This is a genomic window from Kytococcus schroeteri, assembly GCF_002847825.1.
In the GTDB taxonomy this organism is placed as follows: Bacteria; Actinomycetota; Actinomycetes; order Actinomycetales; family Dermatophilaceae; genus Kytococcus; species Kytococcus schroeteri.
In genome coordinates this window covers 19,511-43,184 of sequence record NZ_PKIZ01000009.1, presented here as the reverse complement: position 1 = coordinate 43,184, position 23,674 = coordinate 19,511, and the positions used below count along the sequence as shown (strand labels likewise).

Below are 23,674 nucleotides of genomic sequence, written 5' to 3'. Positions count from 1 at the left end.
TCAAGGAGCGGTCAGGAGTCCGTACGGGTTGCCGGCAGGCGCAGCTCGTCGTCGGCCAGGGCGTCCACGTCGGCCGGGTCGTGGGTCACCAGGAGCACCGGGCAGGCCAGGCGCTCGAGGGTGGCACGCAGCCAGGTGCGCACCTCGCCGCGGGCGGTGGTGTCCAGGGCGGAGAGGGGCTCGTCGAGCAGGAGGGCGACGGGGTCGGTGGCCAGCGCCCGGGCCACGGCCACCCGCTGGGACTGCCCACCGGACAACTCGGCCGGGCGTCGGGCGGCCAGGTGCTCGATGCCGAGCTCCGCCAGCACCGCATCGGCCCGGGCCTCGGCGGCGCGGCGCCCGGCCCCGCGGACGCTCGGCCCGAAGGCGACGTTCTGCCGCACGGAGAGGTGCCCGAACAGCCGGTGGTCCTGGAAGACCACCCCCGCCCGGCGGCGCTCCGGCGGCACGAAGGTCCCGGTTGCGGCGTCGTCCCACACCCGGCCGGCGCAGCGCACGTGGCCGGACGCCACGGCATCGAGCCCGGCGACGGCCCGCAGCAGCGAGGTCTTGCCCACCCCGTTGGGGCCGAGCACGGCCAGGGCACGCCCGGGCCGCACGGCGCAGGCCACGCTCAGGTCCAGCGTGCCGCGGCGGATGCGGGCGTCCACCTCGAGCGCGGGCGTGGCGCCCGTCATCGGGGCAGCCCCGGCGTCCAGCGGTCCCGCAGCAGCACCAGCACGGTCACGCACACCGCCAGCAGCACGAGGCTCAGGGCCACGGCGGCGGGCGGGTCGGTCTCGAAGGCGCGGTAGACGGCGCTCGGCATGGTCTGGGTGACGCCCGGGAGATTGCCGGCGAAGGTCACCGTGGCGCCGAACTCCCCCAGCGCCCGGGCCCACCCGAGCACGGCCCCGGCCGCGATGCTGGGCCCCAGCGCCGGCAGGGTGACGCGGCGGAAGGTGGTGAGCGGCCCGGCCCCCAGGGTGGCGGCGGCCTCCTCCAGGGCGGTGCCGGTGGAGCGCAGTGCCCCCTCCACGGTGACCACCAGGAAGGGCAGCGCCACGAAGGTCTGCGCCAGGACCACGGCGGTGGCGGTGAAGGGCACCTGCCAGCCGGTGGCCTCGTACAGCCAGCGGCCCACCAGGCCGGTGCGGCCGTAGGCCAGGAGGAGCGCCACACCGCCGACCACCGGGGGCAGCACCATGGGCAGGGTCACCACGGCGCGCAGCAGGCGCACGGCGGCGGCACGCGCGGGGCCCGTCGGGCCGCCGGGGTGGGCGTCGGCCCGGGCGAGCACCCACGCCAGCGGCACCCCCATCGCCAGGCAGAGCAGGGTCGACACGCTGGCCGTCACCAGGGAGAGGCGCAGCGCGTCGAGCACGGCGGGGCGGGCCAGCAGGGCGGGCAGGTCGCGCCACGGGGCGAGCACCACCATCGCCACGAGGGGGGTGAGCAGCAGGAGCGCGCCCACCGCGGCGGGCAGTGCGAGCGCCACCGGGGGCCGACGGCGGGCGCGGGCGGGACGGTCGGCGCGGTCGGGGGTCACGGGGTGGTGAACCCCGCCTCGCGCAGCACGGCCCGGCCGCGGTCTGACTGCACGGCATCGACGAACGCCCGGGCCAGGGCGGGATTGGCGGCGTCGGACACCACCGCCAAGGGGTAGTCGGTGGTGGGCGCCTCCGGCAGGGGCACCTCGTCCACGGCGGACCCCGCGGCGCGCACGTCCGTCACGTAGACCAGCCCCGCGTCCACCTCGCCGAGGCGCACCTTGGCGAGGGTGGCCTTGACGTCGCGCTCCTGGGTGACCGGGTGGAGCGTGGTGCCGGTGGCGTCGGCAAGCTGCTGGGCTGCCGCACCGCAGGGCACCTCGGGCAGGCAGGTCGCCAGGCGCACGTCCTCGCGGGCCAGGTCCTCCACGCCGTCGATGCCGGCGGGGTTGCCCCGCGGCACGGCGATGGTGAGGCGGTTGCGCGCCACCACGGCGGGTTCCTCCACCGCACCGGCCTGCACCGCGGCGTCCATGGTGGTGGCCGAGGCGGTGGCGAGCACGTCGGCCGGGGCACCCTGGGTGACCTGCGTGACCAGCGCCGAGGAACCACCGAAGCTCAGGCGCACGTCGGTGCCGGGGTGGTCGCGCTCCACGTCGGCGGCGATCTGCTCGAACGCCTCGGTGAGCGACGCGGCGGCCAGCACGGTCACCTGACCGGTCGGCTCCCCCTCGGCCGGCGCGCCCTCCTCGGTCCCGGGGCCCGGTGCGCCACAGGCGCCGAGGGCCAGGGCAGCCACCACCGCGAGCGCGCCGGTCGGAACTCCCGCACGGCGCAGGAGGGGGCGGGGTCGGGTACGCATGGCCCGACTGTACGGGCGGGCGTTCCGGGTCCACTCGGCGCAGGGGTGTCCTGTCGCGACCGGTGCCCCGGGTTGAGGCGCCCCGAGTCGCCAGACCCGGGGGGTTTCTCCGGTTCGCCGGGGTGAGGTCACGTCGTGGACGGCGTCACCCCCGGACAGGCGGCGTCACCCCCGGGTGCGCACACGGCGAGGGGCCACCGTCGGGTGACGGTGGCCCCTCGCGACGGGGTTGCCGGCGGCTCAGCAGGGGGACTTGTAGGTGAAGCCCTTCTCGGCCGGGGCGCACACGAACTGCTCGTAGCGCGTGTCACCGTCCACGTGCAGCTTGACGAAGCTGAGGATGCGGCCCTGGATGACCTTGTTGTCCACGAGCCCGGCCCAGTGGGTGCCCGCCAGGTCGGTGAACAGGCCCTTGGTCTCCGAGCCGATCGAGGCGTAAATGGGCAGCGTGTACTCCACCATCGGGGCCACGTTGTCGAGCAGGCCGCCGATCGTCAGGGTGGGCTCCTTGACCAGCGGGAAGATGGTCTGGGCCCAGGGGTGGATCGGGATGACAGCGTCCTGCTCGGACATGGCCGCGGCGTGCAGGACCCCGCCACCACCCATCGAGTGGCCCACCAGGGCGGTGCGCTCGGTGTCCATGATCGGGGCCAGGTCCGCGTCGGCGTGCAGCACCTTCTGGGCCGAGAGGACCGCCTGGGCGCGGACCAGCGGGATGCTGAACGGCGTGAGGGCCTCGGCCCGCATCACCACGAAGCCGTGGGAGGCCAGACGCTTGGCCACCAGGTCCATCACGGCACCGGGCTCGAGGAAGCCGGGCATGGTCACGACGGTGCCGTAGGTCTCGCCCTTGCCGGCGTCGGCCGGGTAGTAGATCGTGCCGCCGTAGAAGGACCGCTTCAGGTCGATCGGGGCCTTCTTGCTGGCCACCTTGTACGGACCGTCCACGCCGATGGACTCCTTGGTGGGGGCCGGGCCGTGCTCGACGGAGGCGCTGGCGGCGGGCTGGGCCTGGTCGGCGGTGGCGGCGGTGGCGGCCGGGGCGCCCAGGGCCAGGGTGAGTCCGGCAGCCAGGGCGGTGAGGCGGGTGCGTGCGCGCATCATGTGCTCCTTGTGCGTGAGGGGGGAGGAGGGGTGCCGCCACAGTAGGCGCAACACGCGTGCCGAGTACCCCCATCAGGTCAAGGAACGGTCAGGACTTGGCATGAAGACGGCGCGTCGCCGCGGTCCCCTATGATCGCCGGCAATGAGCCACCACCACGACCACCTGCCCCACGGCGCTGGTACCCACCGTGGGCGGCTCGCCGTGGTCCTGGGCATCACCGCCACGGTCCTCGTGACCGAGCTGGTGGGCGCCTGGGTCTCGGGGTCGGTGGCCCTGCTGGCCGATGCCGGGCACATGCTCACCGACCTCGCCGGCCTGGTCATGGCCTTGGTGGCCGCCCAGCTGGCCCGCCGCCCCGCCACCCCGGAGCGCACCTGGGGCTGGCTGCGCGCGGAGGTGCTCGGCGCCGGCGCGCAGGCCCTGCTGCTGCTCGTGGTGGGCGTGGTGGTGCTGGTCGAGGCCGTGCAGCACCTCGTCTCGCCCGAGCCCGTGGCCCCCGGGGCGATGCTCGTGTTCGGCGCCGTCGGCCTGGTGGGCAACGTCATCGGCCTGCTCGTGCTCGCCGGGGCCCGGGAGGCCAACCTGAATCTCCGGGCCGCCTTCCTGGAGGTGTTCAACGACGCACTCGGGTCGGTGGCCGTGCTCGCCGCGGCCCTCGCGGTGCGGTGGACCGGTTGGGAGCGCGCCGACGCCGTGGCCTCGCTGGTGATCGTGGCCCTCATCGTGCCGCGCACGCTGGTGCTGCTGCGGCAGGTGCTGCGCGTGCTCCTGGAGGCCACGCCCGGCGGCCTGGACCTGGACGAGGTGCGCGCCCACATCGAGGACCTGCCGCACGTCCGCGAGGTGCACGACCTGCACGCCAGCCAGGTGGCCACGGGCGTCCCGGTGCTCACCGCGCACGTGGTGGCCGACGAGTCCTGCTTCCACGACGGCCACATGACCGGCCTGCTCGACCGGGTGCAGGAGTGCCTCCGGGAGGACTTCGGCATCACGCACTCCACCGTGCAGTTCGAACCCCCGGCGCACGCCGGGCACGAGGTCGACGTGCACGCCTGACGGGGGCGCGCGTCAGGAGGGCGCGCCCAGCACCAGCGCGATGCCCGAGCGCTGGCTCTGCCCGCACTTGCGCAGCACCGACCCCACGTGCGTCTTCACCGTCTTCTCGCTGATGACGAGGCGCTCGGCGATCTGCGCGTTCGTGAGCTGCTCGGAGACGATCAGCTCGGCCACCTCGGCCTCGCGTGGGGTCAGGGGCGACAGCGGGCCGGGCGGGGCCGGCGGCGTCTCGGTGGCCAGTGTGGCCATGCGGGCCTCCAGGAGCTCGCAGAGGCCCACCACCTCCCGCACCCGCTCGGCCACCCCGGCACCGCCGAGGTCGTCGAGCCCCTCCAGCCCGGTGCGCATCCGCCCCACGAGGGCGGTGAGGTCGTGCAGCTGGTCCACGAGGTCGCCCGGGTCGGGCGCCAGCTCGGGGAAGGCACGGTGCAACTCGGTGTCCCGGGGGTCGGTCAGGTCGTGGCCCTCGCGGCCCAGCATCACCGCCAGCGCCTCCACCACGCGCACGTGCTGGTCGGTGAACACGCGCGGCCGCAGGGCGTGGGCGGCCAGCACGCCACGGACCTCGCGCGCCGGGGAGAGGATGGGGGCGCACACGGCGTCACGGGTGGGCTCCCCGGCATCGCCGAACGGGAGGGCCTCCCCCAGCAGGGCCCCCGCGTCCTGGCCGAACACGTACGAGCGCTGGTGGTCACGCACCCACTCGGTGACCGACCCGGGCGGGGAGTCCATCACGTCCGGCCCCTCCAGGCGGTCGCCCTCGATGACGAAGGGCACCACCACGTGGTCCTCGTGGAAGAAGGCGATGACGAGGGCGTCCGTGGGGGTGAGGGTGCGCACGGCGTGGTGCACGCACCGGTACCGGTCCCGCGCCCGGTCGGGTCCGAGCACGGCGAGCCGCCGGGCAGTGCGACGCAGAGCACGGCTCGTCGTCTCGTCCAGGGCCTGGGTGCCGTGCTCGCTGCGCGTCTCGCCGTCCACGGGGGCACCGTACTGAGCCTCGACCACGCGCCGGGCCGCCCCCTCGTCCGTGGAGGGGAGCGGCCCGGCGGGGAGGGACGCGCGATCAACCGGCGCGGCGGGGTGAGGGGTCAGTCGACCACCACGGCGCCGTAGCCGTACACGTCGTGGAACTGGTTGGTCCAGTCGGCACCCACCGAGTGCGGCTCGTTGGCGTCGGGCCCGGACAGCGGGTCGAGCACGGTGTACTTGCCGGAGTCCTTGTCGTACCCGGCCAGCACCACCCAGTGCGAGACCGACTCGGAGGTGGCCAGGTCCTCCTGCCAGTACTTGCCGGCCACCTGGGCGTCACCGAGCACCATCACCGTCTTGCCCTCCCGGGCGGCGGCCTCGGCCTCGTCGGCGGTGGCCACCCAGTGGGTGTCGAAGCCGTAGGCGGCGAAGCCGTTGCGCACCTGCTCGACGTTGGTGTTGCCCGTGGGTGCGGCCCCCATCGTGGCGCGCATGTCGCGCACGGCCTCGGTGGGGTCGGCCGGGTCGCCGCTCCACTTCTCCGGGGTGACGCCCCGGTCGAACAGCGACATGAGCAGCGACACCGGACCGCAGTCGTACCAGGTGCTCACCTGGCTGTTGGCCTGGCGGATGGGCACCAGCTTGCCGGCAGCGGCGTCGACGGAGAAGGGCGAGGCGGTGGCGGCCGGCTGGCTCGGGGCCGCGGCTGCGACCTGCTCGGCGGGGGCCTGTGCCGGGGCGGCCTGGGTGGGGGCGCCGGCGCCCAGCACGAGGGCGCTGCAGGCGGCCAGCCCGGCCAGCGAGGTGGTGAAGCGGGTGTGGGTGTTCATGGTCCTGTCCTCTCGATCGCGGGGTGCGGATCGGCGGGCGGTTGCCTGCCACGGCCTCGACGGTGCCGCACCCGGCGCGGGCGCACCATCGGTCGCGGACCGAGATCTGGACGGCAGGGTCTTAGGACCCTGCCGGTGGACCGCTACCGTCGGCGGCCGAACCGCCGCCGCCGAGCCACCTGGAGGGAGGTCCCCATGCCCACCACGGACGCACGACACCCCGGGCTGATCGCGACCGTCGGGATCCTGCTGGTGGCGGGCCTGGCCGGCCTCGAGGCGACCATCGCCTTCGAGACCTACGCGGTCACCACCTCCCTGCCCTCGGTGGTCGACGCGCTGGCCGCCCCGGCGTGGTACTCAGCCGCCTTCGCGGCCACGCTCATCACCTCCGTGACCGGCATGGTGCTGGCGGGCCCCTGGTGCGACCGCGTCGGCGCCCGGCCACCCCTGCTCACGGCGATCGCCCTGTTCGTCACCGGGGTGCTGATGTGCGCGCTCGCCGGCCACATCGGCGTCTTCGTGCTGGGGCGACTCGTGCAGGGCGTGGGCGTGGGCATGGCCGCGGTGACGGTCTACGCCATCGCCTCGGCCACCGTCCCGCAGGAGCACCACCCGGCGCTGTTCGGGGTGGTCAACGCGGCCTGGGTGGTCCCCTCGCTGGCGGGTCCGGTGGTGTCCGGGCTGCTCACCGAGCACCTCGGGTGGCGCTGGGTCTACGGCAGCGTGGCGGTGGTCGCCGTGCTCTCGGCGGTGGGCCTGCTGGTGGGGCTGCACGGGCGGGACACCCGGCCCGCCGGGGACCAGGACGTCCGGATCCCGTGGGGCTGGGCCGTCGCCGCATCGGCCGCCGTGCTGGCCATGAGCGTCGCGGGCGGCAGCCGGGCCGGGTGGGGCCTGCTGGCGCTGGGGCTCTCGTTCGTCGCGGTGCTGGCCGTCCTGACGCGCCTGCTCCCCGCCGGGACGCTGCGGGGCCGCCACGGTGTGCCCCGACTCGTGGCGTTGCGGAGCCTGCTGGCGGCGTCGGCCTACACCACGGAGACGTACGTGCCCCTGTTCCTCCAGCGCGACCGGGGCGTCCCCATCGTGGTCTCCGGTCTGGCCCTGGCCGGCTCGGCCGTGGGGTGGGCGGTGGGCGCCTGGTGGCAGAGCCGCCACAGCCGGTCCGCCACCGCCTCGATGGTGCCGGCCGCCCTGCTGGTGCTCTGCGGCCCCGTGGCCACGGGCGTGGTGATCGCCACCGGGTGGCCGTGGTGGCCCGTCTCGGTGGGGGTGGCGCTGGCGGGGCTCGGCATGGGCGTGGCCTACCCGCAGATCTCCTCGCAGGCCCTGGCGCTGAGCCCGCGGCGGGAGCACGGCCGGGTCGGGTCGAGCCTCCAGCTGGGCGAGGCCTGCGCCGTGGCCGCCACGCTCGCCCTCGGCGGGGCGGCGCAGGCACATCTGGACCACGGGTTGGCCTGGACCTACGTGGGCCTAGCCGGCATCGGCGCGCTGGCGGCGCTTGTGGCGCGCGGCGCCCGGGAGAGCGCGGCCTGAGGCAGCGAGGCTGCGTGGCAGGCTGCAGGCATGCCCCGACCGCTCAGCATCCCGCTCGAGGAGGGGCGCCGCGCCTTCCTCGAGGCCCTCCGCACCTTCCGGGCCGGGTGCGAGTCGCTCGACGACCTCGCCCTGCTGGCCCCGAGCCGGGCCCAGGGCTGGTCGCGCCTCGACTGCATCGTGCACGTGCGCACGGGGCTGCAGGAGATGCTCGCCGGGTCTCGCGCCGACACCGACACCCCGGCGGACACCGACGCCGCCTCGTACTGGACCGCCTTCGCCGCGCAGGAGGCCGACGACCCCGTGCCCGGGATCTTCGTGACGCGCCGCACGGCATCGGCGTACACCCGCCCGCGCCAAGCGCTGCAGCACCTCGACGAGGTGTGCGCCGGGTGGGAGCACCACGCGCCTGCTCTGCCCGACGGGCGGATGTCCTTCCAGGGTCTGGTGCTCACCACCGGGGACTTCCTGGCCACGTGGGCCGTGGAGCTCGTCGTGCACCAGCTCGACCTCGACCTGCCGGCCGGTGCACCGCCCCCGGCCGCCAGCGCGATGCGGATCGCCCGCCGTACCGTCGACGCCCTGGGGACCGCCCCCGCCGGCGAGGCCGACGACGCCAAGGCCGTGCTGGCCGGCTTCGGACGCTGACCGGGGCTCACGGCAGCGGGGTCCGCCCACCGGTTCTGTGGACGGACCCCACGTGCGCGGCTCAGGCCTGGGGGCCGGCCCAGCCCTCGGGCACCACGCCCTGGCGCACGCGCTGCGGGTGGTCGCCCACGGCCACACTGCCCACCTTCTGGCCGGTGGCGAAGTCGATGGCGGTCACCGAATCGGCCCCGGACTCCGAGACGATGCAGCGCGCACCGTCGTTGCTCACCGTGGCCCAGTACGGCTTGCTGGTGGGCACCAGCGGGCCGTGCTCCAGCGTCTGGCGGTCCACCACGGTGGCGTAGTCGTCCATGGTGCCGGCCACGCACAGCTGGGTGCCGTCGGGCTTCATGGTGATGCCGTGGTGGCGCGAGTCGTTCACCCACGCGCTGCGGTCGGCGGGGGTGGTGGGGTTCTTCGGCAGCTCCACGCGGCGGGTGATGCGGTCGGCCTGCACGTCGTACTCCAGGAAGCCGTTGAAGTAGCTCACCTGGAAGTACGCCTTGTCGAACTCCGGCGTGAACGCGATGGGTCGCACGGCGTCGGAGAGCTCCGCGTGGCCGGCGGCGTCCAGGCGGTCGCGCATGTCGATGGTGCGCACCGGCTGGAAGGTCTCGGTGTCCGTGACGGTGATGTAGCGCTTGCCCTTGAGCAGGTCGTTGCGCTGCTGGTCCGGGGCGTCGCTCTTGTTCTCCACGTTGCCGATGGCCATGGTCCACAGCTGCTTGCCGTCGGGGCTGAACACGTTCTCGTGCGGGCGGTCACCGGTCCTGACCTTGCCCTGCACCTTCCCGGTGGCCATGTCCAGCACGTGCACCAGGTTGGCACTGGAGTCCGAGACGGCGACGCGCGAGCCGTCGGGCGAGAGGGCCATGTGGTCGGCACGGAAGCCGGTCAGCTTGTAGCGCCAGGCGATCTTGCCGGTGACGGTGTCGATGGAGACGACGTCGCGGAAGCTCGGGCGGGAGACCACCACGTGGCGGCCGTCCTTGGCGGAGTACACGTCGTCCACGAGCTGGTCGTGGCCCTCGCCCGCGGTGTGGCGGATGTAGAGGAACACCGGCCAGTGGATGGGGTTGAACGCGATCTCGGTGAGGCGCTGGTGGTAGTCCGGCACGGCGTTGATGCGGCCGAGGCGGCGCATCTGCCCCTCGTCCTCCACCACATCGATGGTGCCGTCCCAGTTGTTGCCCACGAAGAGCACGTCCTCGAGCCCACCGGCGGCGGCCGCGCTGGTCGACGCGGTGGACCCACCGGCATCGGGGCCGGCGGCGGTGGCGAGGGTGGTGGGCGCCACCACAGTGGTGGCGGCGAGGCCGGCGACGGCCAGGCGGGTCAGGGTGCGGGGGCTGCGGGTGCGCGCGGACACGGTTCCTCCGAGGGGTGAGGCGCAGGGTGGGACGGGCCCAAGGTAGCCAGCACCCGAGTACCCGGCACAACCTGTCCCGGGATCCATACGGATTCCTGACCATCACGCACACTGGGGGCGTGACGCAGCACCCGGCTCCCACCCCATCGACCCCCGACGGCACCCCCGTGCCCCACCCGGCCGAGCGGTCGGTGCAGCTCTCCACCAGCGGGGTCCGCGCACGCCTGGCCCCCGCCGAGCACGGGAGCGGCTGGGAGCTGTTCGTGGGGGAGCACGTGCAGAGCCACGTGGACCCTGCCGACCCGCTCGAGGTGCGCTACGAGTACCTGCGGCGCATGGCCAACGTGCTCGATGCCGTGGCACACCCCGGTGCGCCGCTGCGGGTGCTGCACCTGGGCGCCGGGGCGCTCACCCTGCCGCGGTACGTGCAGGCCACACGACCCGGGTCGGCGCAGGTGGTGGTGGACATCGACCGCGAGCTGGTCTCATTCGTCACCGAGACCCTGCCGCTGCCCGCCGGCACCGACCTGGAGGTGGTGGTGGGCGACGCCCGCGATGCCGTGGGCCAACTGGTGGCCGCCGGGGAGCAGTTCGCCGTGGTGGTGGTGGACCTGCCCACCGACACTGAGGCGTGCGCCCACCTGGCCGGGCCGGACTTCCACCTCGAGCTGCTGGACCTGCTCGATACCCAGGGGTTGCTCATGACCAACATCGGCACCGAGGACGGGCTGGACTTCCTGGCCGACCAGCTGGAGGTGCTCGACGAGGCCGCCACCACCGAGGGGCACGACGGCGTGTGGACCCTGGCCGACTCCGGGATGCTGGAGCGTCGCACGGCAGGCAACGCGGTACTGGTGGTGGGCCCGCTCGGGGACGGGGTGCGCGAGGCGCTGGTGGCCGCCGGGCCCCACCCGGGCGTGGTGCTGGACCCGGCGGGTTCGCGCGAGCTGACGGAGGCGCTCCGCGACTGAGGAGCGTCGTCCGGGGTGATGTGGTTCACTGACCGCGCCGACCCCAACCCGAGGATCACAGTACTCCAAAACGCTCGTCGCACAAGTCTTTACGCTTTCCTTACCGTGGCCGTCACCGGCCTGACCGCGCCCGCCGCCACTGCGGAATCGGTGGCCGAGGACCGCCGGGAGGCACCCCGCCCCGATGCGGTGGCCCGCCAGCACGGCGTGGACGCCCGGCACGGCGCGCCGATGGGGTGGCGCCTCCGGGACGGCCACGACGCCGCCGGCCCGGCAGCCCCGCAGACCGCCCCGGCCGACCCCTTCCGCGCCGAGGCTGCGGTCCCCGGCATGGACGTCAGCGGCCACACGGTGGGCAACGACTGGAAGACCTGGCACGGCAACGGCATCGAGTTCGCGTACATCAAGGCCAGCGAGGGCGACTACCTGCTCAACACCAAGTTCGCCGAGCAGTGGACCGGCGCCACACAGGAGGGCGTGGTGCGCGGCTCGTACCACTTCGCCAACCCCAAGGTGACGGACGGCGCCACCCAGGCCGACTACTTCATCGAGCACGGTGGCGGGTGGACGCCGGACGACCGCACCCTGCCGGGAGCCCTCGACATCGAGTGGAACCCCTACGAGGGCAACGACTGCTACGACAGGACCCCCGCGGAACTGCAGCAGTTCGTGGCCGACTTCGTGGGCCGCTACCAGGAGCGCACCGGCACGCGGCCGATCATCTACACCGCCCGCAGCTGGTGGGATCAGTGCATGGGCAGCAGCCCCTCGTGGCGCTCCACGCCGCTGTGGATCGCCCGCTGGACCGACTCCCCGGGACCGCTGCCGGACGCGTGGAAGGGCGTCGAGCACACCATCTGGCAGAACGCCGCGTGGGAGGAGCTCGGGTACGACACCGACCTGTTCAACGGCGACCTGACGGCGCTCAAGGCGTTCGCCACGAACGGCGCCTGAGGGGCCGGCCGGTCAGCCGGGGATGCCCGCCACCGGCGTGAGCACTTGGTGGCTCATGCCCTCCGGGTCGAGGATCGGCACCGCGCGCTCGATGCGGGAGCGCACCGCTGGCAGCTGCAGCGAGGCCTGGTGGTGCTCGGCCGACTCCCACACCTCGGTGACCCACACGGCATCGGGGTCCTCCGGGTCGGAAGCGACGAGGTAGAGCAGGTTGCCCGGCATCGGCTCGGCGCCGCCCTGCTCGGAGAGGATGGCCAGCAGGTCGGCGCCGTGGCCCGGGACGGTGCGCAGGCACCCGTGGAACATCACCTTCATGGGCGCCATCCTGCCCGATGCGGGGGGGGGCATGGCCCCGGACGGCGTTTGACCCTGCCGGAGGCCGCTCCCTAACCTTGCCCACCGCCGACCGGGCCCACGGCGGCATCGACGGTGACGCGCCACGGCGCGGGAGAGGAGGCGGCCATGCAGGCCTGCAGCGCGGTGCGCGCGACCTTCCCCCGCATCCCCCTGCGCACCCACGGCTGGCGGTGACCCCCTCGGGGTCCGTCGTGCCCGCGTGCGCCCCGCACCGCCACGAAGAGAGACCCCCATGCACCCCGTGACCGAACAGGACATCCGCACGTCCTTCGTCAACGCCTCCAGGCGCGAGGCCACCCAGGCGATCCTCCCCGAGCTCGACACCGTCGACTGGGAGTCGCTGGACTACCTCGGCTGGACGGACGCCAAGCGACCGAACCGGTCCTACGTCGTCCTGCATCTGGACAGCGTCGTCACCTCCATCCTGCTGCGACCCGCTTCCGGCACACCCACGCGCCGCAAGGCCATCTGCGTGTGGTGCCAGGACATCGAGGCCACGGAGAACGTCCGGATGGTGGTGGCCTCGCTGGCCGGCGCCGCCGGGCGCCGCGGCGCCACCGTGGGCGTACTGGCCTGCACCGACTTCTCGTGCTCGCGCAACGTACGGCGGGCGCCGACGGTCAGCGAGGTCGGTGACCGGGCCACCCCGGAGGAGAAGGAGTTCTGGACCGAGCTGCGCATCGAGGGCCTGCGGGACCGCATCGCGAAGTTCGCGCGGCGCATCCAGCGGGACGCCTAAGGCGCACCGAACCGCGGCAGGGCCGGGCGGGGCAGATGGCCCCCGCCCGGCCCCGCGGCCTGCCCGTCAGAAGCCCTGGGCCATGTCCTTGAACCGGCTGAAGTGACCCTGGAACGCCACAGTGATGGTGTCCGTCGGGCCGTTTCGGTGCTTGGCCACGATGAAATCCGCCTCACCCGCCCGGGGTGACTCCTTCTCGTAGGCCTCCTCGCGGTGCAGGAGGATCACCATGTCGGCGTCCTGCTCGATGCTGTTGTGGACGGCGATGCCGTTGGCGACGAAGTTGTGCGCTCCGGCCACGGTGGCGTCGAAGACAGGCTCGACGCCCTCCAACTCGACGGATCGCACCTCGTCCCACAGCACGTCGTTGGACGCCACGAGGTCGAGCTCGGCCAAGTCCAGTACCTGAGCCACGCGGGCCAGTCGCTCACGGGACGGAGCGCTCTTGTACAGCGCCGATCCGCAGTACTGGGTTCCGAGCTCGGCTTGGAAGGCACGGGTGGTCATGCCCTTCTCCTGCATGGCTACCCGCACGTCGTCCCAGACCTCACGCGGGACGGTGTCGACGTTGGTGTTCGCGGTGAGACCCCGCAGGATCTCCAGGAGTTGCGTTGCCGCCTCTCCCCGCTGACCGTGGACGCCGATCTCCTGCAGGAAGCGACGCTGGCTGTTGGTCCCGGAGATGTCCAGCGTGTAGCCCGGTCGGTAGTCACCCTTTGAGGTGGTGCGGATCCGCGAGGAGATCCCGAAACGCAGAAGCAGACGCGAGACGCCGTCCACAAGTTCTCTGGACGTCGAGGCATAGTAGACGCGACCCCCACGGCCACCCCTCGTGACGGTCACCGACCCGTCCGTGGCCCAGAGGTGGCGCAGGAACAAGGAGATCTGCTCCTTGGGCAGCGAGTACACACCCTCGGGGACGAACTTCTCGTGGCTCCGCGCACCGAACAGGCCCATCTCGTCGAGCCACGCCGCGATGGGGTTCCGCTTGCCATGGGTCAGGCGGTACGGCGCGGGGAGCCGCAAGGAGGTGCACCGCGCGGCTTCGTGGTCGTCACGCACCGCTGTGATCCCGAAGTGCTGCGCCGCCTCCGTCACGGCCGCGAGATTTGCCTCGTCGACGCTCGCATACCGAATCGGCTGACGCCGGACGAACGACCCGTCCCCGATGAGGTGGGCCAGCATGACGACCTCCGCCGCGGTCCACGGGGTGCACTGCTCCGGCGCCGGGACGTGCCGTGGCACGGCGAGCCGGTCACCCGGGCGCAAATCCTCCAGGGCGGTCCAGCCCCGGTAGGTGCGGAACGGGTGGTTCGCGGTCGCCCGCAGCGTCTTGCCGGACGTGGTGGTGAGGCGGAAGACCGGCTTGATGCCCGTCGGGAAGACGTGCGTGAGGTGGCGACGCACGTACCGCATGGAGTCGTCCAGGGCCCAGACCGGCACGTCCCGGGCACCACTCACCATCAGCTCGCCCAGGGTGACCTCGGCCCCGGTGTCCGCCCGGAGCACCCGCGTGTCGGCCGTGAGGCAGCCCGACTCACGCAGGTCACTCATCTGCGGCTTCTTGTCCGTGCGCTGCTCGGGTCCACGGTTCAGCTGCGAGATGGCGATGACCGGCACCTCGAGCTCCTTGGCCAGCAGCTTGAGCGCACGGGAGAACTCCGAGACCTCCTGCTGGCGGCTCTCCACCTTCTTGCCGGAGGTCATGAGCTGCAGGTAGTCGATGACCACGAGCTTGAGGTTGTGCTGCTGCTTGAGGCGCCGCGCCTTGGCCCGGATCTCCATGAGCGACAGGTTGGGGCTATCGTCGATGAACAGCGGGGCCACGCTGAGCCGCCCCTGGGTCTCGGCGATCTTTGCCCAGTCACCCTCGTCCACGTCGCCCTTGCGGAGCTTCTGCAGCTGGATGGACGCCTCGGCCGAGAGCATGCGCATGACGATCTCGGTCTTGCTCATCTCCAGGGAGAAGATGCACGACGCCAGGCCGTGCTCGATGCTGGCCGACCGGCAGATGTCCAGGCCGAGCGTCGACTTTCCCATGGCGGGTCGGGCGGCCACGACGATCATCTGCCCGCCGTGCAGGCCGTTGGTGAGGCGGTCGAGGTCGGCGAACCCGGTGGGCACGCCCACCATCTCGCCGGAGCTGCCGGCGGCGTGCTCGATCTCGTCGACGGTGGCGTCGAAGATCTCGCCGATGACCTGGTAGTCCTCCGCGCCACGCTTGTCGGAGACCGCGTACACCTCGGCCTGGGCGGCGTTGACGACGTCCTCGACCTCGCCCCCGCCCTGCCCGTAGCCCATCTGCACGATGCGGGTGCCGGCCTCCACGAGGCGGCGCAGGATGGCGCGCTCGGCCACGATCTCGGCGTAGTAGCCGGCGTTGGCCGCCGTGGGCACGGCCTGCATCAGCTGGTGCAGGTAGGCCTGCCCGCCGGCGCGCTGCAGGTTGCCGCGCTTGGTGAGCTCGTCAGCCACGGTGATGGCGTCGGCCGGCTCGCCCCGGCCGAACAGGTCGAGGATCGCCTCGTGGATGAGCTCGTGGGCCGGACGGTAGTAGTCCGCCCCGCGCACCACCTCGAGCACGTCGGCGATGGCGTCCTTGCTCAGCAGCATGCCGCCCAGCACGGAACGCTCGGCATCCACGTCCTGCGGGGGCATCCGGTCCATGCCCGGGCCGTCGTCCGGCGGCGGCTCGTACTCGTGATCGCTCATGTGCTCTCCCACTCCTCGAAGCGCCCTCGTCGGTCCCCGGCCTGCGCGCGCGTGCACACGGTAGGCCCCACCACCGACAGCCCCAAACGGCCCTGTGGACAGTCTGTGGAGACCGGTGTGGACCGATGGTGTGCCTCTCCCCACAGGCTGTGGACGAGCCTGTGGGGAAGCCGGTGGGCAACACGCCCGGGCGCCCGGCGAAGGGGCCTCTGACCTGCGCAGACGCCGTCCACCGCGTGTGCGTGGAAAGTCGTGGACGAGATGGGCCCGCACCGCGTCCCCCACAGTCCGCGGCACGCGGTGCGACCACCCGTCACCCCGTCCACAGGCCGCAGGATCCCGCTGTTGAAGGAGCCGGGGTGCTGCACCAGACTGGGCATCTGGCCCCGACCGGCGGGGCCGTCGAGAAGGAGGAACCATGACGGACGCCCCGAAGAACGACGAGCTCGACCCGGCACAGCTGCTCGGCGACGGCGGCGCTGACGGTGCTGCCGGCGATGGCGCCGCCGGTGACGGCGGTGCTGACGGCGCCGCGGGTGACGGCGGTGCCGACGGCGCGGCCGGTGACGGCGGTGCCGACGGCGCGGCCGGTGACGGTGCCGCCGGCGACGGCGGTGCGGATGGCGCTGCCGGCGACGGCGGTGCCGATGGTGGCGCGGGTGACGGCGGTGCCGACGCCGGCGCCGACAGCGGTGCCCACGGCCCGGCCGACGGTGGCGCCGCGGTCTGAGTGAGCACCCCACCTGCCGGGACCGCCCCGGCCTCCCAGGACCGCCCCGCACTGCGCCGGCTCCTCCACACGGACCCGACAGACTTCGCGGGGCGGTCCTGGGGCACCCACCCCCTCCACGTCACCGCCGCCGAACGCGGTGGTGACGACTTCGCCGACCTCTTCTCCCTCGAGGCCGTCGACGAGCTGCTGACGCACCGCGCCCTGCGCACCCCCTTCCTGCGTATGGCCAAGGAGGGGCAGACCCTCCCCGAGTCGCGCTTCACCCGCGGCGGGGGCACCGGCGCGGGGGCCTCCGACCAGGTGGACGAGGACCGGGTGCGTTCCCTGTTCGCCGGCGGCTCCACCATCGTGCTGCAGGGGCTGCACCGCACCTGGCCGCCGATCGCGGAGTTCGCCCGCCGTCTCGGCGAGGACCTGCGTCACCCGGTTCAGGTGAACGCCTACGTCACGCCCTCGCAGAACCAGGGTTTCTCCGCCCACTACGACGTGCACGACGTGTTCGTCCTGCAGGTCCACGGCACCAAGCACTGGACCCTCCACGAGCCCGTCATCGAGCACCCGCTGCGCGACCAGCCGTGGGACACCGTGCGCGAGCAGGTCGCCCACCGCACCGCGCACGAGGACCCCGTGGTCGACACCGTCCTGGAGCCCGGTGACGTGCTCTACCTGCCCCGCGGCACCATCCACGCCGCGGCGGCCCTCGGCGGCATCAGCGCCCACCTGACCATCGGGGTCCACACCTGGACTCCCGACCACATCGCCGGCGCCGCCCTGGAGGCGGCCCGCGCGCGCCTGCGCCAAGAACCCGCCCTGCGTGCCAACCTGCCGCTGGGGGCCCGCCCCGACGACGCCGCCGTCGTCGGCCCCACGCTGGAGCAGCTGCGCGGCGCCCTGCACGAGGCGATCGACTCCCTCGATGCCGCGGCGCTCGCCCGGGCGTTCCGCACCCAGGTGCGGGCCACCCGGCGCCCGGACCCCGCGCCCCCGCTGGCCCAGCTGGCAGCCGCCGAGGGGCTCGGCACGGCCAGCACCGTCGCCCTGCGCGGTGGGCTGGAGCTCGGGGACGACCCCGCTCGCCCCGACCGTCTGCACACCCGACTGGGCTGGTTCGACCTGGACGAGGACGCCCGCGCGGTGGTGACCGCGCTGCAGGACGGCCCGCACCGCACCGACGCCCTCCCCGCCCCGCTGACTGTGGTGCAGGACCTCGTGCGCCGGGGCCTGGTGGAGGTGCAGCCGTGAGCCCCTCCCCCGCCTTCCGCTGCTCCGACGGCGCCCGCGAGCGCGGCGACACGATGGTGGGCACCGCCCCGCCGGCGCGACGCTGGTTCCTGGTGGAGCAGAACGGTGACTGGGGCCGTAGCGCTTGGGAGGGCCTCGACTGCTACGACCGCGCCAAGGAGGAGCTCCGAGCCCGCCTGGAGTCCGCCGGCGCCCGCCTGATGCTGATCCGCCGCCCGGGGGCACGCCCCGAGCCCGGTCACCCCACGCGCCGGTTCTGCTTGGTGGACACCGACCGCCCGCGCCCCCTGCTCTGGGGGACTGCGCACAGCGACGGTGACCTGGTGCGGGCCGTGGAGTCGTTCGGCACCTGGCCCGATGCGGAGGCGACCGTGCCGCAGGCCGGCGAACCCGGCATCGTCATGGTCTGCACGCACGGGCTGAAGGACGTGTGCTGCGCGATCCGCGGCCGGCCGGTGGCCGCTGCGCTGGCCGAGGAGTGGCCCGAGGCGGTGTGGGAGTGCACCCACACCGGCGGCGACCGGTTCGCCGCCAACGTGGTGCTGTTGCCCGACGGGGCGATCTACGGCGGCAGCGACCCCGCATCGGCCACCGCCGACCTGCGCGCCCACCTCGCCAGCGCCGTGGACCCCACCCGCCTGCGGGGCCGCTGTGGGCTGACCCCGCCCGCCCAGGCGGCCGTCGCCGCATCGATGCGGGAACTCGGCCCGATGGGGTGGGGCGAGGTGGTCGTGACCGGCCAGTCGGGCAGCGAGGAGGCCTGGCAGGTGGATCTGGTGGTGCGTGGTGAGCCCGTGCAGGTCACCGGCCACACCGTGACCACCGAGCCGCACCAGCTGACCTGTCGCGCTGCCGGTCCTGCCCCGATGCGCCTGCCGGTGGTCAAGGACGTCCGCGCCAGCTGAGGACACCCACGGCGCCGGTCAGGCCCGAGCCACCCGTCCCGACCCGTCACCCCCGAGAGCCAGGAGGACACGATGCCGAAGACCGGCAAGGACGACCACGCGAAGGGCAGCGAGATCCCCGACACCTTGGAGCGCTCTGACCAGAAGGCCCAGGACACCTTCGCCAAGGCCTACGACTCCGCGGTGGAGCAGTACGACGACGAGTCCCGCGCCGCCCGGACGGCCTGGGCCGCGGTGAAGCAGACCCACGAGAAGGTCGGCGACCACTGGGAGCCCAAGCCCGAGAACGGCCCCTCGGACGAGGCCTCCGAGGAGGGCGGCCCGGACCCGCAGGGCGACACCGCCGGCGGTGTGGACGCCAACGCCTCCAAGGAGCACCTCTACGAGCTGGCCCAGGAGCTGGACGTCGAGGGCCGGTCCGACATGACCAAGGACGAGCTGGTCGAGGCACTGCAGAAGGCCAGCGAGCGCGAGACCCGCAAGGCCCGCGAGGACTGACGGGGTGCCCCCCCGAGCCCCGCCGGACGGCCTGCGGGCGCTCAGCCTTGGCCGACCGCCCGCAGGCGCTGCGCATGGGTCTGCAGGCCCGCGCCCATCTGCACCGCCCCCAGGGCCCCGGCCAGGCCGAACCCCTCGCCCATGTTGGCGTAGACGGCCTCCCGCGAGCCCGGTCCGGCCACGTAGGTCTCGTGCCACACGCCCACGTCGCCGTCCTGGGCCAGGGCGCGGAACCGACGCCACGGCTCCAGGTGCGGCCCCTCGGCGTCCGCCGCGAAGCGCTGCAGGTGCTCCGGGCTGCGCCAGTAGCTCAGCAGGATCGTGGTGCGGCCGAACCACTGGTGGTGTCCCAACATCCCGGCCTCGGGCGTGCTCGACAGGTACCTCAGCATGCGCGGCATGGCCATCACCACGGGCCCCCATCGGCGCACCTGCAGCGGGCTGTTGACGCGCATGCCGATGAGGAAGAACGTGACCTCCCCCTCGGGCGATGCGGTGTAGCGCGTGAACCTCGTGGACATGACCCACCCTTTTCATGACGCCGTTTTGTAACACCGTTAGTGAACCACCTCGCGGGTAGGCTCGTCCAGTGGCCAGACCCCGTGTGCACGACGACGCGCTCCGCGACCGCCTCGTGGCGGCAGCCGCGCGCACCCTCACCGAGGAGGGCTCGGCCGCGCTCTCCCTGCGACGCCTGGCCACCCGGTGCGGCACCTCCACCGCTGCCGTCTACACCCTCTTCGGAGGGAAGGACGAGCTCCTCGAGGCCGTGCGCGAGGCCGCCGTCAGCAGCTTCAGCGCGGCCCAGCACGCCATCGGCACCACCGACGACCCCGAGGCGGACCTGCGACGCCTGGGCCACGCCTACCGCGACTGGGCCCTAGGGCACCCCGACCTCTACGCGGTGATGTTCGACGCGCCGCCGCAGGGCGCCAGCCCGGCGGGGTCGTGGCTGGAGTTCGAGGGCATCGCCCCCCTCGTGGAGGCCGTGCGGCGTGTCCTGCCCACGTCACGCGCGGCCGAGCTGCCGGCCGCCGTCCTCAGCCTGTGGGCCGGGGTGCACGGGTACGTGGCCCTGGAGCTCGGGTCGTGCGCCGGACTCCCCGCCAAGGCCCGCGAGACCGCGTTCTCCCGGCAGCTCGACATCCTGCAGGCCGCCTGGGGCAGCAGCTCCTCGGCGGCCTGAGAGGTCCCCGCACAGCACGGGCAACGGACGATCCACTTCAGTCGGGCAGGTCGATCCCGGTGTGCCGGAGCCAGGCCAGCACGGCCTGCACGCGCCGGTGGTGGTCCCCCTCGCTGAGTCCGAGCTTCGCGAACAACCGCTGCGTGTGCTTCTCCACCGCCCCCTCGGTGACCACCAGCTCCTCGGCGATGCCGGCATTCGTGCGCCCGGCAGCCATGAGCTCGAGCACGTCCCGCTCCCGCGGGGTCAGGGTGGCCACCGGGTCGGCGACGGGCCGACGCCCGAGCAGCTGGCGGACGACGTCCGGGTCGAGCACCGTCCCCCCGGCAGCCACCTGCTGCAGGGACTCACCGAGCATCCGCAGGTCGGCCACGCGGTCCTTCAGCAGGTAGCCGATGCCGGAGGCGTCCTCGGCGAGCAGCTCGTCCACGTACCCGGCCACCACGTACTGGCTGAGGACGAGCACGCGCGCCGAGTGGTCGGCCCGCCGCACGGCGAGCGTGGCGCGCAACCCCTCGTCGGTGTGGGTGGGCGGCATGCGTACGTCGACGATGCCGAGGTCGGGCCGGTGCTCGGCCATCGCGGCGACGAAGGCGTCACCGTCGCCGACGCCGGCCACCACCTGGTGGCCGGCGTCGGCGAGGATGAGCTGCAACCCCTCCCGCAGGAGGACCGAGTCGTCGGCCACGACGACCCGCAGCGACGGGGACGTGCTCACGGCAGGGGCACCTCCGCGGTGATCCGGGTGGGGCCGCCGACCGGAGAGTCGACGGTGAGTCGACCGTAGACCCCCTCCAGGCGCTGGGCCAGCCCGGCCAGACCATGGCCCGATGCGGGGTCCGCGCCGCCCCGTCCGTCGTCGGCCACCGTGAGCCCGACCCACCCGTCACGCTGGCCGATGCTCACGCGCACGTGCTGGGCGTCGGCGTGCTTGGCCGCGTTGGCCAGGGCCTCGCTGGCGGCGTAGTAGAGGGCGGTCTCGAGGTGCTCGGGCAGGCGCCGCTCCAGCCTGCCAGTCACCGCGACCGGCAGGGGGTGGCTGACGGCGCGCTCCCGGACGGCCTCGACCAGGCCGCGGTCGACGAGCACCGGCGGGGCGATGCCGCGCGACAGCTGGCGCAGCTCCCCGAGGGTGTCCCGGGTCAGACGGCTCGCGTCGTCCAGCATCCGGCCTGCACGCTGCGGGTCGGCGTCCACGGCCGCTCGGGCCCGGGCGAGGTCCATCTGCAGCCGCACGAGCTGCTGCTGAGGGCCGTCGTGCAGGTCGCGCTCCAGCCGCTGCAGACCGCTGAGCTCGGCCTGCTGCGAGGCCCGGTGGGCCCGACGGGAGGCAGCAAGGTTGTCCTGGGTGGCCCGGCCGGAGAGCAGGACGGCGGCCGCGTGGCCCTGGACCGGGGCGATCCAGCGGCAGACGGCCCACAGGAGCAGCGCACCCGCAGCGCCAAGGCCCAGGTTGACCAGGAGGTCCGGCCAGAAGCCTCCGGTCCCGAAGAGGTCCTCGGCGGAGGACCGGTACCCGTCCAGCCTGCGGAGGAACGGGAGCCACAGCGGCGCGGTGACACCGGACAGCGCCAGGCCGCCGGACGTCACCACCAGGGTGAAGGTCAGCAGGGAGGCCAGGAACCCGACCAGGGCCCAGACGACGTCGAGCCAGAGCTGGGGGTGCAGGACGTGCTCGCGGAGGTCGCGGGCGTCCCGCAGCGGGGCGGGGTACGGGGGCTCCTCGGTACGGATCCCGAGGAGACCACCCAGCGCCCCGCGCTCCACGCGGGCCAGGGCGCGCAGGGCCATCCCGGTCCCCGGCAGGAGGAGAGGCGCCAGGAGGATGCTGAGGCTCCCGCTCACCCCGATGGCGGCCACGCAGAAGGCGGCGACGGTGAGGGGCAGGTCGAGCAGGAGGTAGAGCGCGCTACGGGCCGTGCGGGAGAGCTCGCGGCGCAGCGGGCCGGTCGTGTGCAGATCATCTACAGCCGTTCCCGCCACGGCCATCGGATCGGTGGGGTTCAGGTGGGCTGGTGCGGTGCGTCCGTTCATGTCTCCACCCTCGTGATCTCCGGCGTCGAGCGACATCCTGCCAGCCGGCCGGATCGCTGTCGGGCTGGCCCGACGGCGACCCGGCGGGCCCGGTCCACGGTCTGTCTGCGACACTCCGCGCGTGACCAGCCCGGAGCCCACGTCCTCGACCCCGGACCAGACCACGGGCCCTGAGGGCGCCGGGCCGCGCGAGATCCTCGCGCTGGCGGTGCCGGCGTTCTTCGCCCTCATCGCCGAACCGCTGTTCCTGCTGCTGGACACCGCCATGGTGGGACGCGTCTCCACCGAGGCGCTGGCCGGCATGGGCGTGGCCACGGCCGCGCTGGGCACGGCGGTGGGCATGTTCGTCTTCCTGGCCTACGGCACCACCGCCGTGGTCTCGCGGCGGATGGGGGCCGGCAACACGCGTGGCGCCCTGGCCGCCGGCGTGGACGGCGTGTGGCTGGCGCTGCTGCTCGGCGGTGTGACGGCGGCACTCACCGCGGCGCTCGCCGCGCCGCTGGCGGGCCTCTTCGGGGCGTCCGGCCCGGCCACGGGACAGGCCGCCACCTACCTGCGCATCTCGGCCCTCGGCATCCCACCGATGCTGGTGGTGCTGGCGGTCACGGGGGTGCTGCGCGGCCTGCAGGACACCCGCTCGCCGCTCGTGGCGGCCACGCTCGGCTTCGCGGCCAACGCGGCGCTCAACGCCTGGCTGATCTTCGGCATGGGCTGGGGCATCGCCGGGGCGGCCACCGGCACCGTCATCGCGCAGACGGGCATGGCGGCCGGCCTGCTGTGGCTCCTCGGCCGGCACGTGCGGCGCCATGCCGCGCCCACCGCGTTCACGCCGGCCGGGGTGCTCACCGCGGCCCTCGGCGGGGTCCCGCTGCTGGTGCGCACCCTGGCGCTGCGCGGGGTCATCCTGCTCACCACGTGGCTCGCGGCCGGGCTGGGCGACGTGCCCCTGGCGGCCCACCAGGTGGCCATGACCGTCTGGGGATTCCTGGCCTTTGCCCTGGACGCGCTGGCCATCGCCGCCCAGGCGCTCACCGGCAAGGCGCTGGGCGCCGGGGACACCAGGGGTACCCGCGCCATGACCCGTCTGATGACCTGGTGGGGCGTGTGGTTCGGCGTGGTCACCGGGGTGCTGCTGGTGGCGCTGGCGGGCGTGCTGCCGGCACTGTTCACCGACGACCCGGCCGTTCAGGAGGCGCTGTCAGCCGGGTTGCTGGTGGCCGGGCTGGTGCAGCCCGTGGCGGGGGTGGTGTTCGTGCTCGACGGGGTGCTCATCGGCGCCGGCGACGCCCGCTGGCTGGCGTGGGCACAGACCGCGGTGCTGGTGGCCTACCTGCCCGTGGTGTGGCTGGTGCGCGAGGCCGTGCCCGCCGGCACCTCGGCCCCCTCGGCCATGGTCTGGCTCTGGTGCGCCTTCGCCGCCTTCATGGTCCTGCGTGGGGCGGCCCTGGTGTGGCGTGCTCGCGGCACGGCGTGGATGGTCACCGGAGAGTAGCCGCGGC

24 protein-coding genes are annotated in these 23,674 nt (G+C 73.7%); 12 read left to right on the top strand and 12 right to left on the bottom strand.

Annotated features, from left to right (window positions below; genetic code table 11):
- Nucleotides 1–11: 11 nt before the first annotated feature.
- The 4 genes from CYJ76_RS05870 to CYJ76_RS05855 all read right to left on the bottom strand — a co-directional run bounded on the left by CYJ76_RS05870 (nt 12) and on the right by CYJ76_RS05855 (nt 3,432).
- Nucleotides 12–677, bottom strand: a complete 666-nt coding sequence (locus CYJ76_RS05870) for an ATP-binding cassette domain-containing protein (RefSeq protein ID WP_070705827.1) — start codon at nt 675–677, stop codon at nt 12–14.
- Nucleotides 674–1,528: an ABC transporter permease gene (locus CYJ76_RS05865; protein WP_238138161.1), complete on the bottom strand. Its 855-nt coding sequence runs from the start codon at nt 1,526–1,528 to the stop codon at nt 674–676. Before CYJ76_RS05865 ends, CYJ76_RS05870 begins: the two co-directional genes overlap by 4 nt.
- On the bottom strand, nt 1,525–2,331 hold the full coding sequence (modA, locus tag CYJ76_RS05860) for a molybdate ABC transporter substrate-binding protein (protein WP_070705739.1): 807 nt from the start codon (nt 2,329–2,331) through the stop codon (nt 1,525–1,527). Before modA ends, CYJ76_RS05865 begins: the two co-directional genes overlap by 4 nt.
- 240 nt (nt 2,332–2,571) lie before the next feature.
- The gene (locus CYJ76_RS05855; RefSeq protein WP_144043041.1) at nt 2,572–3,432 is read right to left on the bottom strand and encodes a dienelactone hydrolase family protein; all 861 of its coding nucleotides are present in this window, start codon (nt 3,430–3,432) and stop codon (nt 2,572–2,574) included.
- A 145-nt stretch (nt 3,433–3,577) separates the two neighbouring features.
- Here CYJ76_RS05855 and CYJ76_RS05850 point away from each other — a divergent pair, with 145 nt between their 5' ends.
- Nucleotides 3,578–4,492, top strand: coding sequence for a cation diffusion facilitator family transporter (locus CYJ76_RS05850; RefSeq protein WP_070705741.1), 915 nt, complete (start codon nt 3,578–3,580; stop codon nt 4,490–4,492).
- Nucleotides 4,493–4,504: 12 nt separating this feature from the next.
- On the opposite strand, the gene CYJ76_RS12635 is transcribed toward CYJ76_RS05850, so the two are convergent.
- Both CYJ76_RS12635 and CYJ76_RS05840 read right to left on the bottom strand, forming a co-directional pair.
- Nucleotides 4,505–5,473, bottom strand: coding sequence for a LuxR C-terminal-related transcriptional regulator (locus CYJ76_RS12635; protein WP_202816741.1), 969 nt, complete (start codon nt 5,471–5,473; stop codon nt 4,505–4,507).
- Between the two features lie 110 nt (nt 5,474–5,583).
- A complete protein-coding gene (locus CYJ76_RS05840; protein WP_070705743.1) occupies nt 5,584–6,294 on the bottom strand; it encodes a hypothetical protein in 711 nt (236 codons plus the stop codon).
- A gap of 195 nt (nt 6,295–6,489) precedes the next feature.
- Between CYJ76_RS05840 and CYJ76_RS05835 the strand changes: the two genes are divergently transcribed.
- Complete coding sequence (locus CYJ76_RS05835; RefSeq protein WP_101849511.1) at nt 6,490–7,827, top strand: MFS transporter; 1,338 nt, start codon at nt 6,490–6,492, stop codon at nt 7,825–7,827.
- Nucleotides 7,828–7,857: 30 nt separating this feature from the next.
- Entirely contained in the window at nt 7,858–8,475 is a 618-nt protein-coding gene (locus tag CYJ76_RS05830) for a maleylpyruvate isomerase N-terminal domain-containing protein (RefSeq protein ID WP_070705745.1), read from the top strand.
- 61 nt (nt 8,476–8,536) lie between these two features.
- On the opposite strand, the gene CYJ76_RS05825 is transcribed toward CYJ76_RS05830, so the two are convergent.
- Complete coding sequence (locus CYJ76_RS05825) at nt 8,537–9,844, bottom strand: YncE family protein (RefSeq protein ID WP_202820458.1); 1,308 nt, start codon at nt 9,842–9,844, stop codon at nt 8,537–8,539.
- 119 nt (nt 9,845–9,963) lie between these two features.
- Between CYJ76_RS05825 and CYJ76_RS05820 the strand changes: the two genes are divergently transcribed.
- Both CYJ76_RS05820 and CYJ76_RS05815 read left to right on the top strand, forming a co-directional pair.
- Nucleotides 9,964–10,815, top strand: a complete 852-nt coding sequence (locus CYJ76_RS05820) for a spermidine synthase (protein ID WP_238138160.1) — start codon at nt 9,964–9,966, stop codon at nt 10,813–10,815.
- A gap of 105 nt (nt 10,816–10,920) precedes the next feature.
- Nucleotides 10,921–11,769, top strand: coding sequence for a GH25 family lysozyme (locus tag CYJ76_RS05815; RefSeq protein ID WP_101849510.1), 849 nt, complete (start codon nt 10,921–10,923; stop codon nt 11,767–11,769).
- Nucleotides 11,770–11,781: 12 nt separating this feature from the next.
- Here CYJ76_RS05815 and CYJ76_RS05810 read toward each other — a convergent pair whose 3' ends face one another.
- Entirely contained in the window at nt 11,782–12,084 is a 303-nt protein-coding gene (locus CYJ76_RS05810) for an antibiotic biosynthesis monooxygenase family protein (protein ID WP_202820457.1), read from the bottom strand.
- Between the two features lie 274 nt (nt 12,085–12,358).
- Between CYJ76_RS05810 and CYJ76_RS05805 the strand changes: the two genes are divergently transcribed.
- Nucleotides 12,359–12,865, top strand: coding sequence for an FBP domain-containing protein (locus CYJ76_RS05805; protein WP_070705747.1), 507 nt, complete (start codon nt 12,359–12,361; stop codon nt 12,863–12,865).
- A 66-nt stretch (nt 12,866–12,931) separates the two neighbouring features.
- Here CYJ76_RS05805 and CYJ76_RS05800 read toward each other — a convergent pair whose 3' ends face one another.
- A complete protein-coding gene (locus CYJ76_RS05800) occupies nt 12,932–15,577 on the bottom strand; it encodes a replicative DNA helicase (RefSeq protein ID WP_101849509.1) in 2,646 nt (881 codons plus the stop codon).
- A 418-nt stretch (nt 15,578–15,995) separates the two neighbouring features.
- On the opposite strand from CYJ76_RS05800, the gene CYJ76_RS05795 reads away from it, so the two are divergent.
- The 4 genes from CYJ76_RS05795 (at nt 15,996) to CYJ76_RS05780 (ending at nt 18,955) form a co-directional block, all read left to right on the top strand.
- A complete protein-coding gene (locus tag CYJ76_RS05795) occupies nt 15,996–16,307 on the top strand; it encodes a BatC protein (protein ID WP_101849508.1) in 312 nt (103 codons plus the stop codon).
- The gene (locus tag CYJ76_RS05790) at nt 16,308–17,552 is read left to right on the top strand and encodes a cupin domain-containing protein (RefSeq protein ID WP_101849507.1); all 1,245 of its coding nucleotides are present in this window, start codon (nt 16,308–16,310) and stop codon (nt 17,550–17,552) included.
- Nucleotides 17,549–18,457 carry a sucrase ferredoxin gene (locus tag CYJ76_RS05785; RefSeq protein ID WP_070703445.1) on the top strand — a complete coding sequence of 303 codons (909 nt, stop codon included), beginning with the start codon at nt 17,549–17,551 and terminating at the stop codon, nt 18,455–18,457. The genes CYJ76_RS05790 and CYJ76_RS05785 overlap by 4 nt, the downstream gene beginning before the upstream one ends.
- Nucleotides 18,458–18,529: 72 nt before the next feature.
- Nucleotides 18,530–18,955, top strand: a complete 426-nt coding sequence (locus CYJ76_RS05780; RefSeq protein ID WP_070703444.1) for a ChaB family protein — start codon at nt 18,530–18,532, stop codon at nt 18,953–18,955.
- Between the two features lie 41 nt (nt 18,956–18,996).
- Here the strand turns inward: CYJ76_RS05780 and CYJ76_RS05775 are convergent, their stop codons facing one another.
- Nucleotides 18,997–19,476 (bottom strand): DUF4188 domain-containing protein, encoded by a 480-nt coding sequence (locus CYJ76_RS05775; protein ID WP_101849506.1) that lies wholly within the window; start codon nt 19,474–19,476, stop codon nt 18,997–18,999.
- A gap of 68 nt (nt 19,477–19,544) precedes the next feature.
- Here CYJ76_RS05775 and CYJ76_RS05770 point away from each other — a divergent pair, with 68 nt between their 5' ends.
- Complete coding sequence (locus tag CYJ76_RS05770; RefSeq protein ID WP_070703442.1) at nt 19,545–20,141, top strand: TetR/AcrR family transcriptional regulator; 597 nt, start codon at nt 19,545–19,547, stop codon at nt 20,139–20,141.
- 37 nt (nt 20,142–20,178) lie between these two features.
- On the opposite strand, the gene CYJ76_RS05765 is transcribed toward CYJ76_RS05770, so the two are convergent.
- Both CYJ76_RS05765 and CYJ76_RS12195 read right to left on the bottom strand, forming a co-directional pair.
- A complete protein-coding gene (locus tag CYJ76_RS05765) occupies nt 20,179–20,859 on the bottom strand; it encodes a response regulator (RefSeq protein ID WP_238138159.1) in 681 nt (226 codons plus the stop codon).
- Entirely contained in the window at nt 20,856–22,175 is a 1,320-nt protein-coding gene (locus tag CYJ76_RS12195; protein WP_180802226.1) for a sensor histidine kinase, read from the bottom strand. The genes CYJ76_RS05765 and CYJ76_RS12195 overlap by 4 nt, the downstream gene beginning before the upstream one ends.
- Nucleotides 22,176–22,296: 121 nt before the next feature.
- Here CYJ76_RS12195 and CYJ76_RS05755 point away from each other — a divergent pair, with 121 nt between their 5' ends.
- Entirely contained in the window at nt 22,297–23,667 is a 1,371-nt protein-coding gene (locus CYJ76_RS05755) for an MATE family efflux transporter (RefSeq protein ID WP_238138158.1), read from the top strand.
- Nucleotides 23,668–23,674 lie beyond the last annotated feature (7 nt).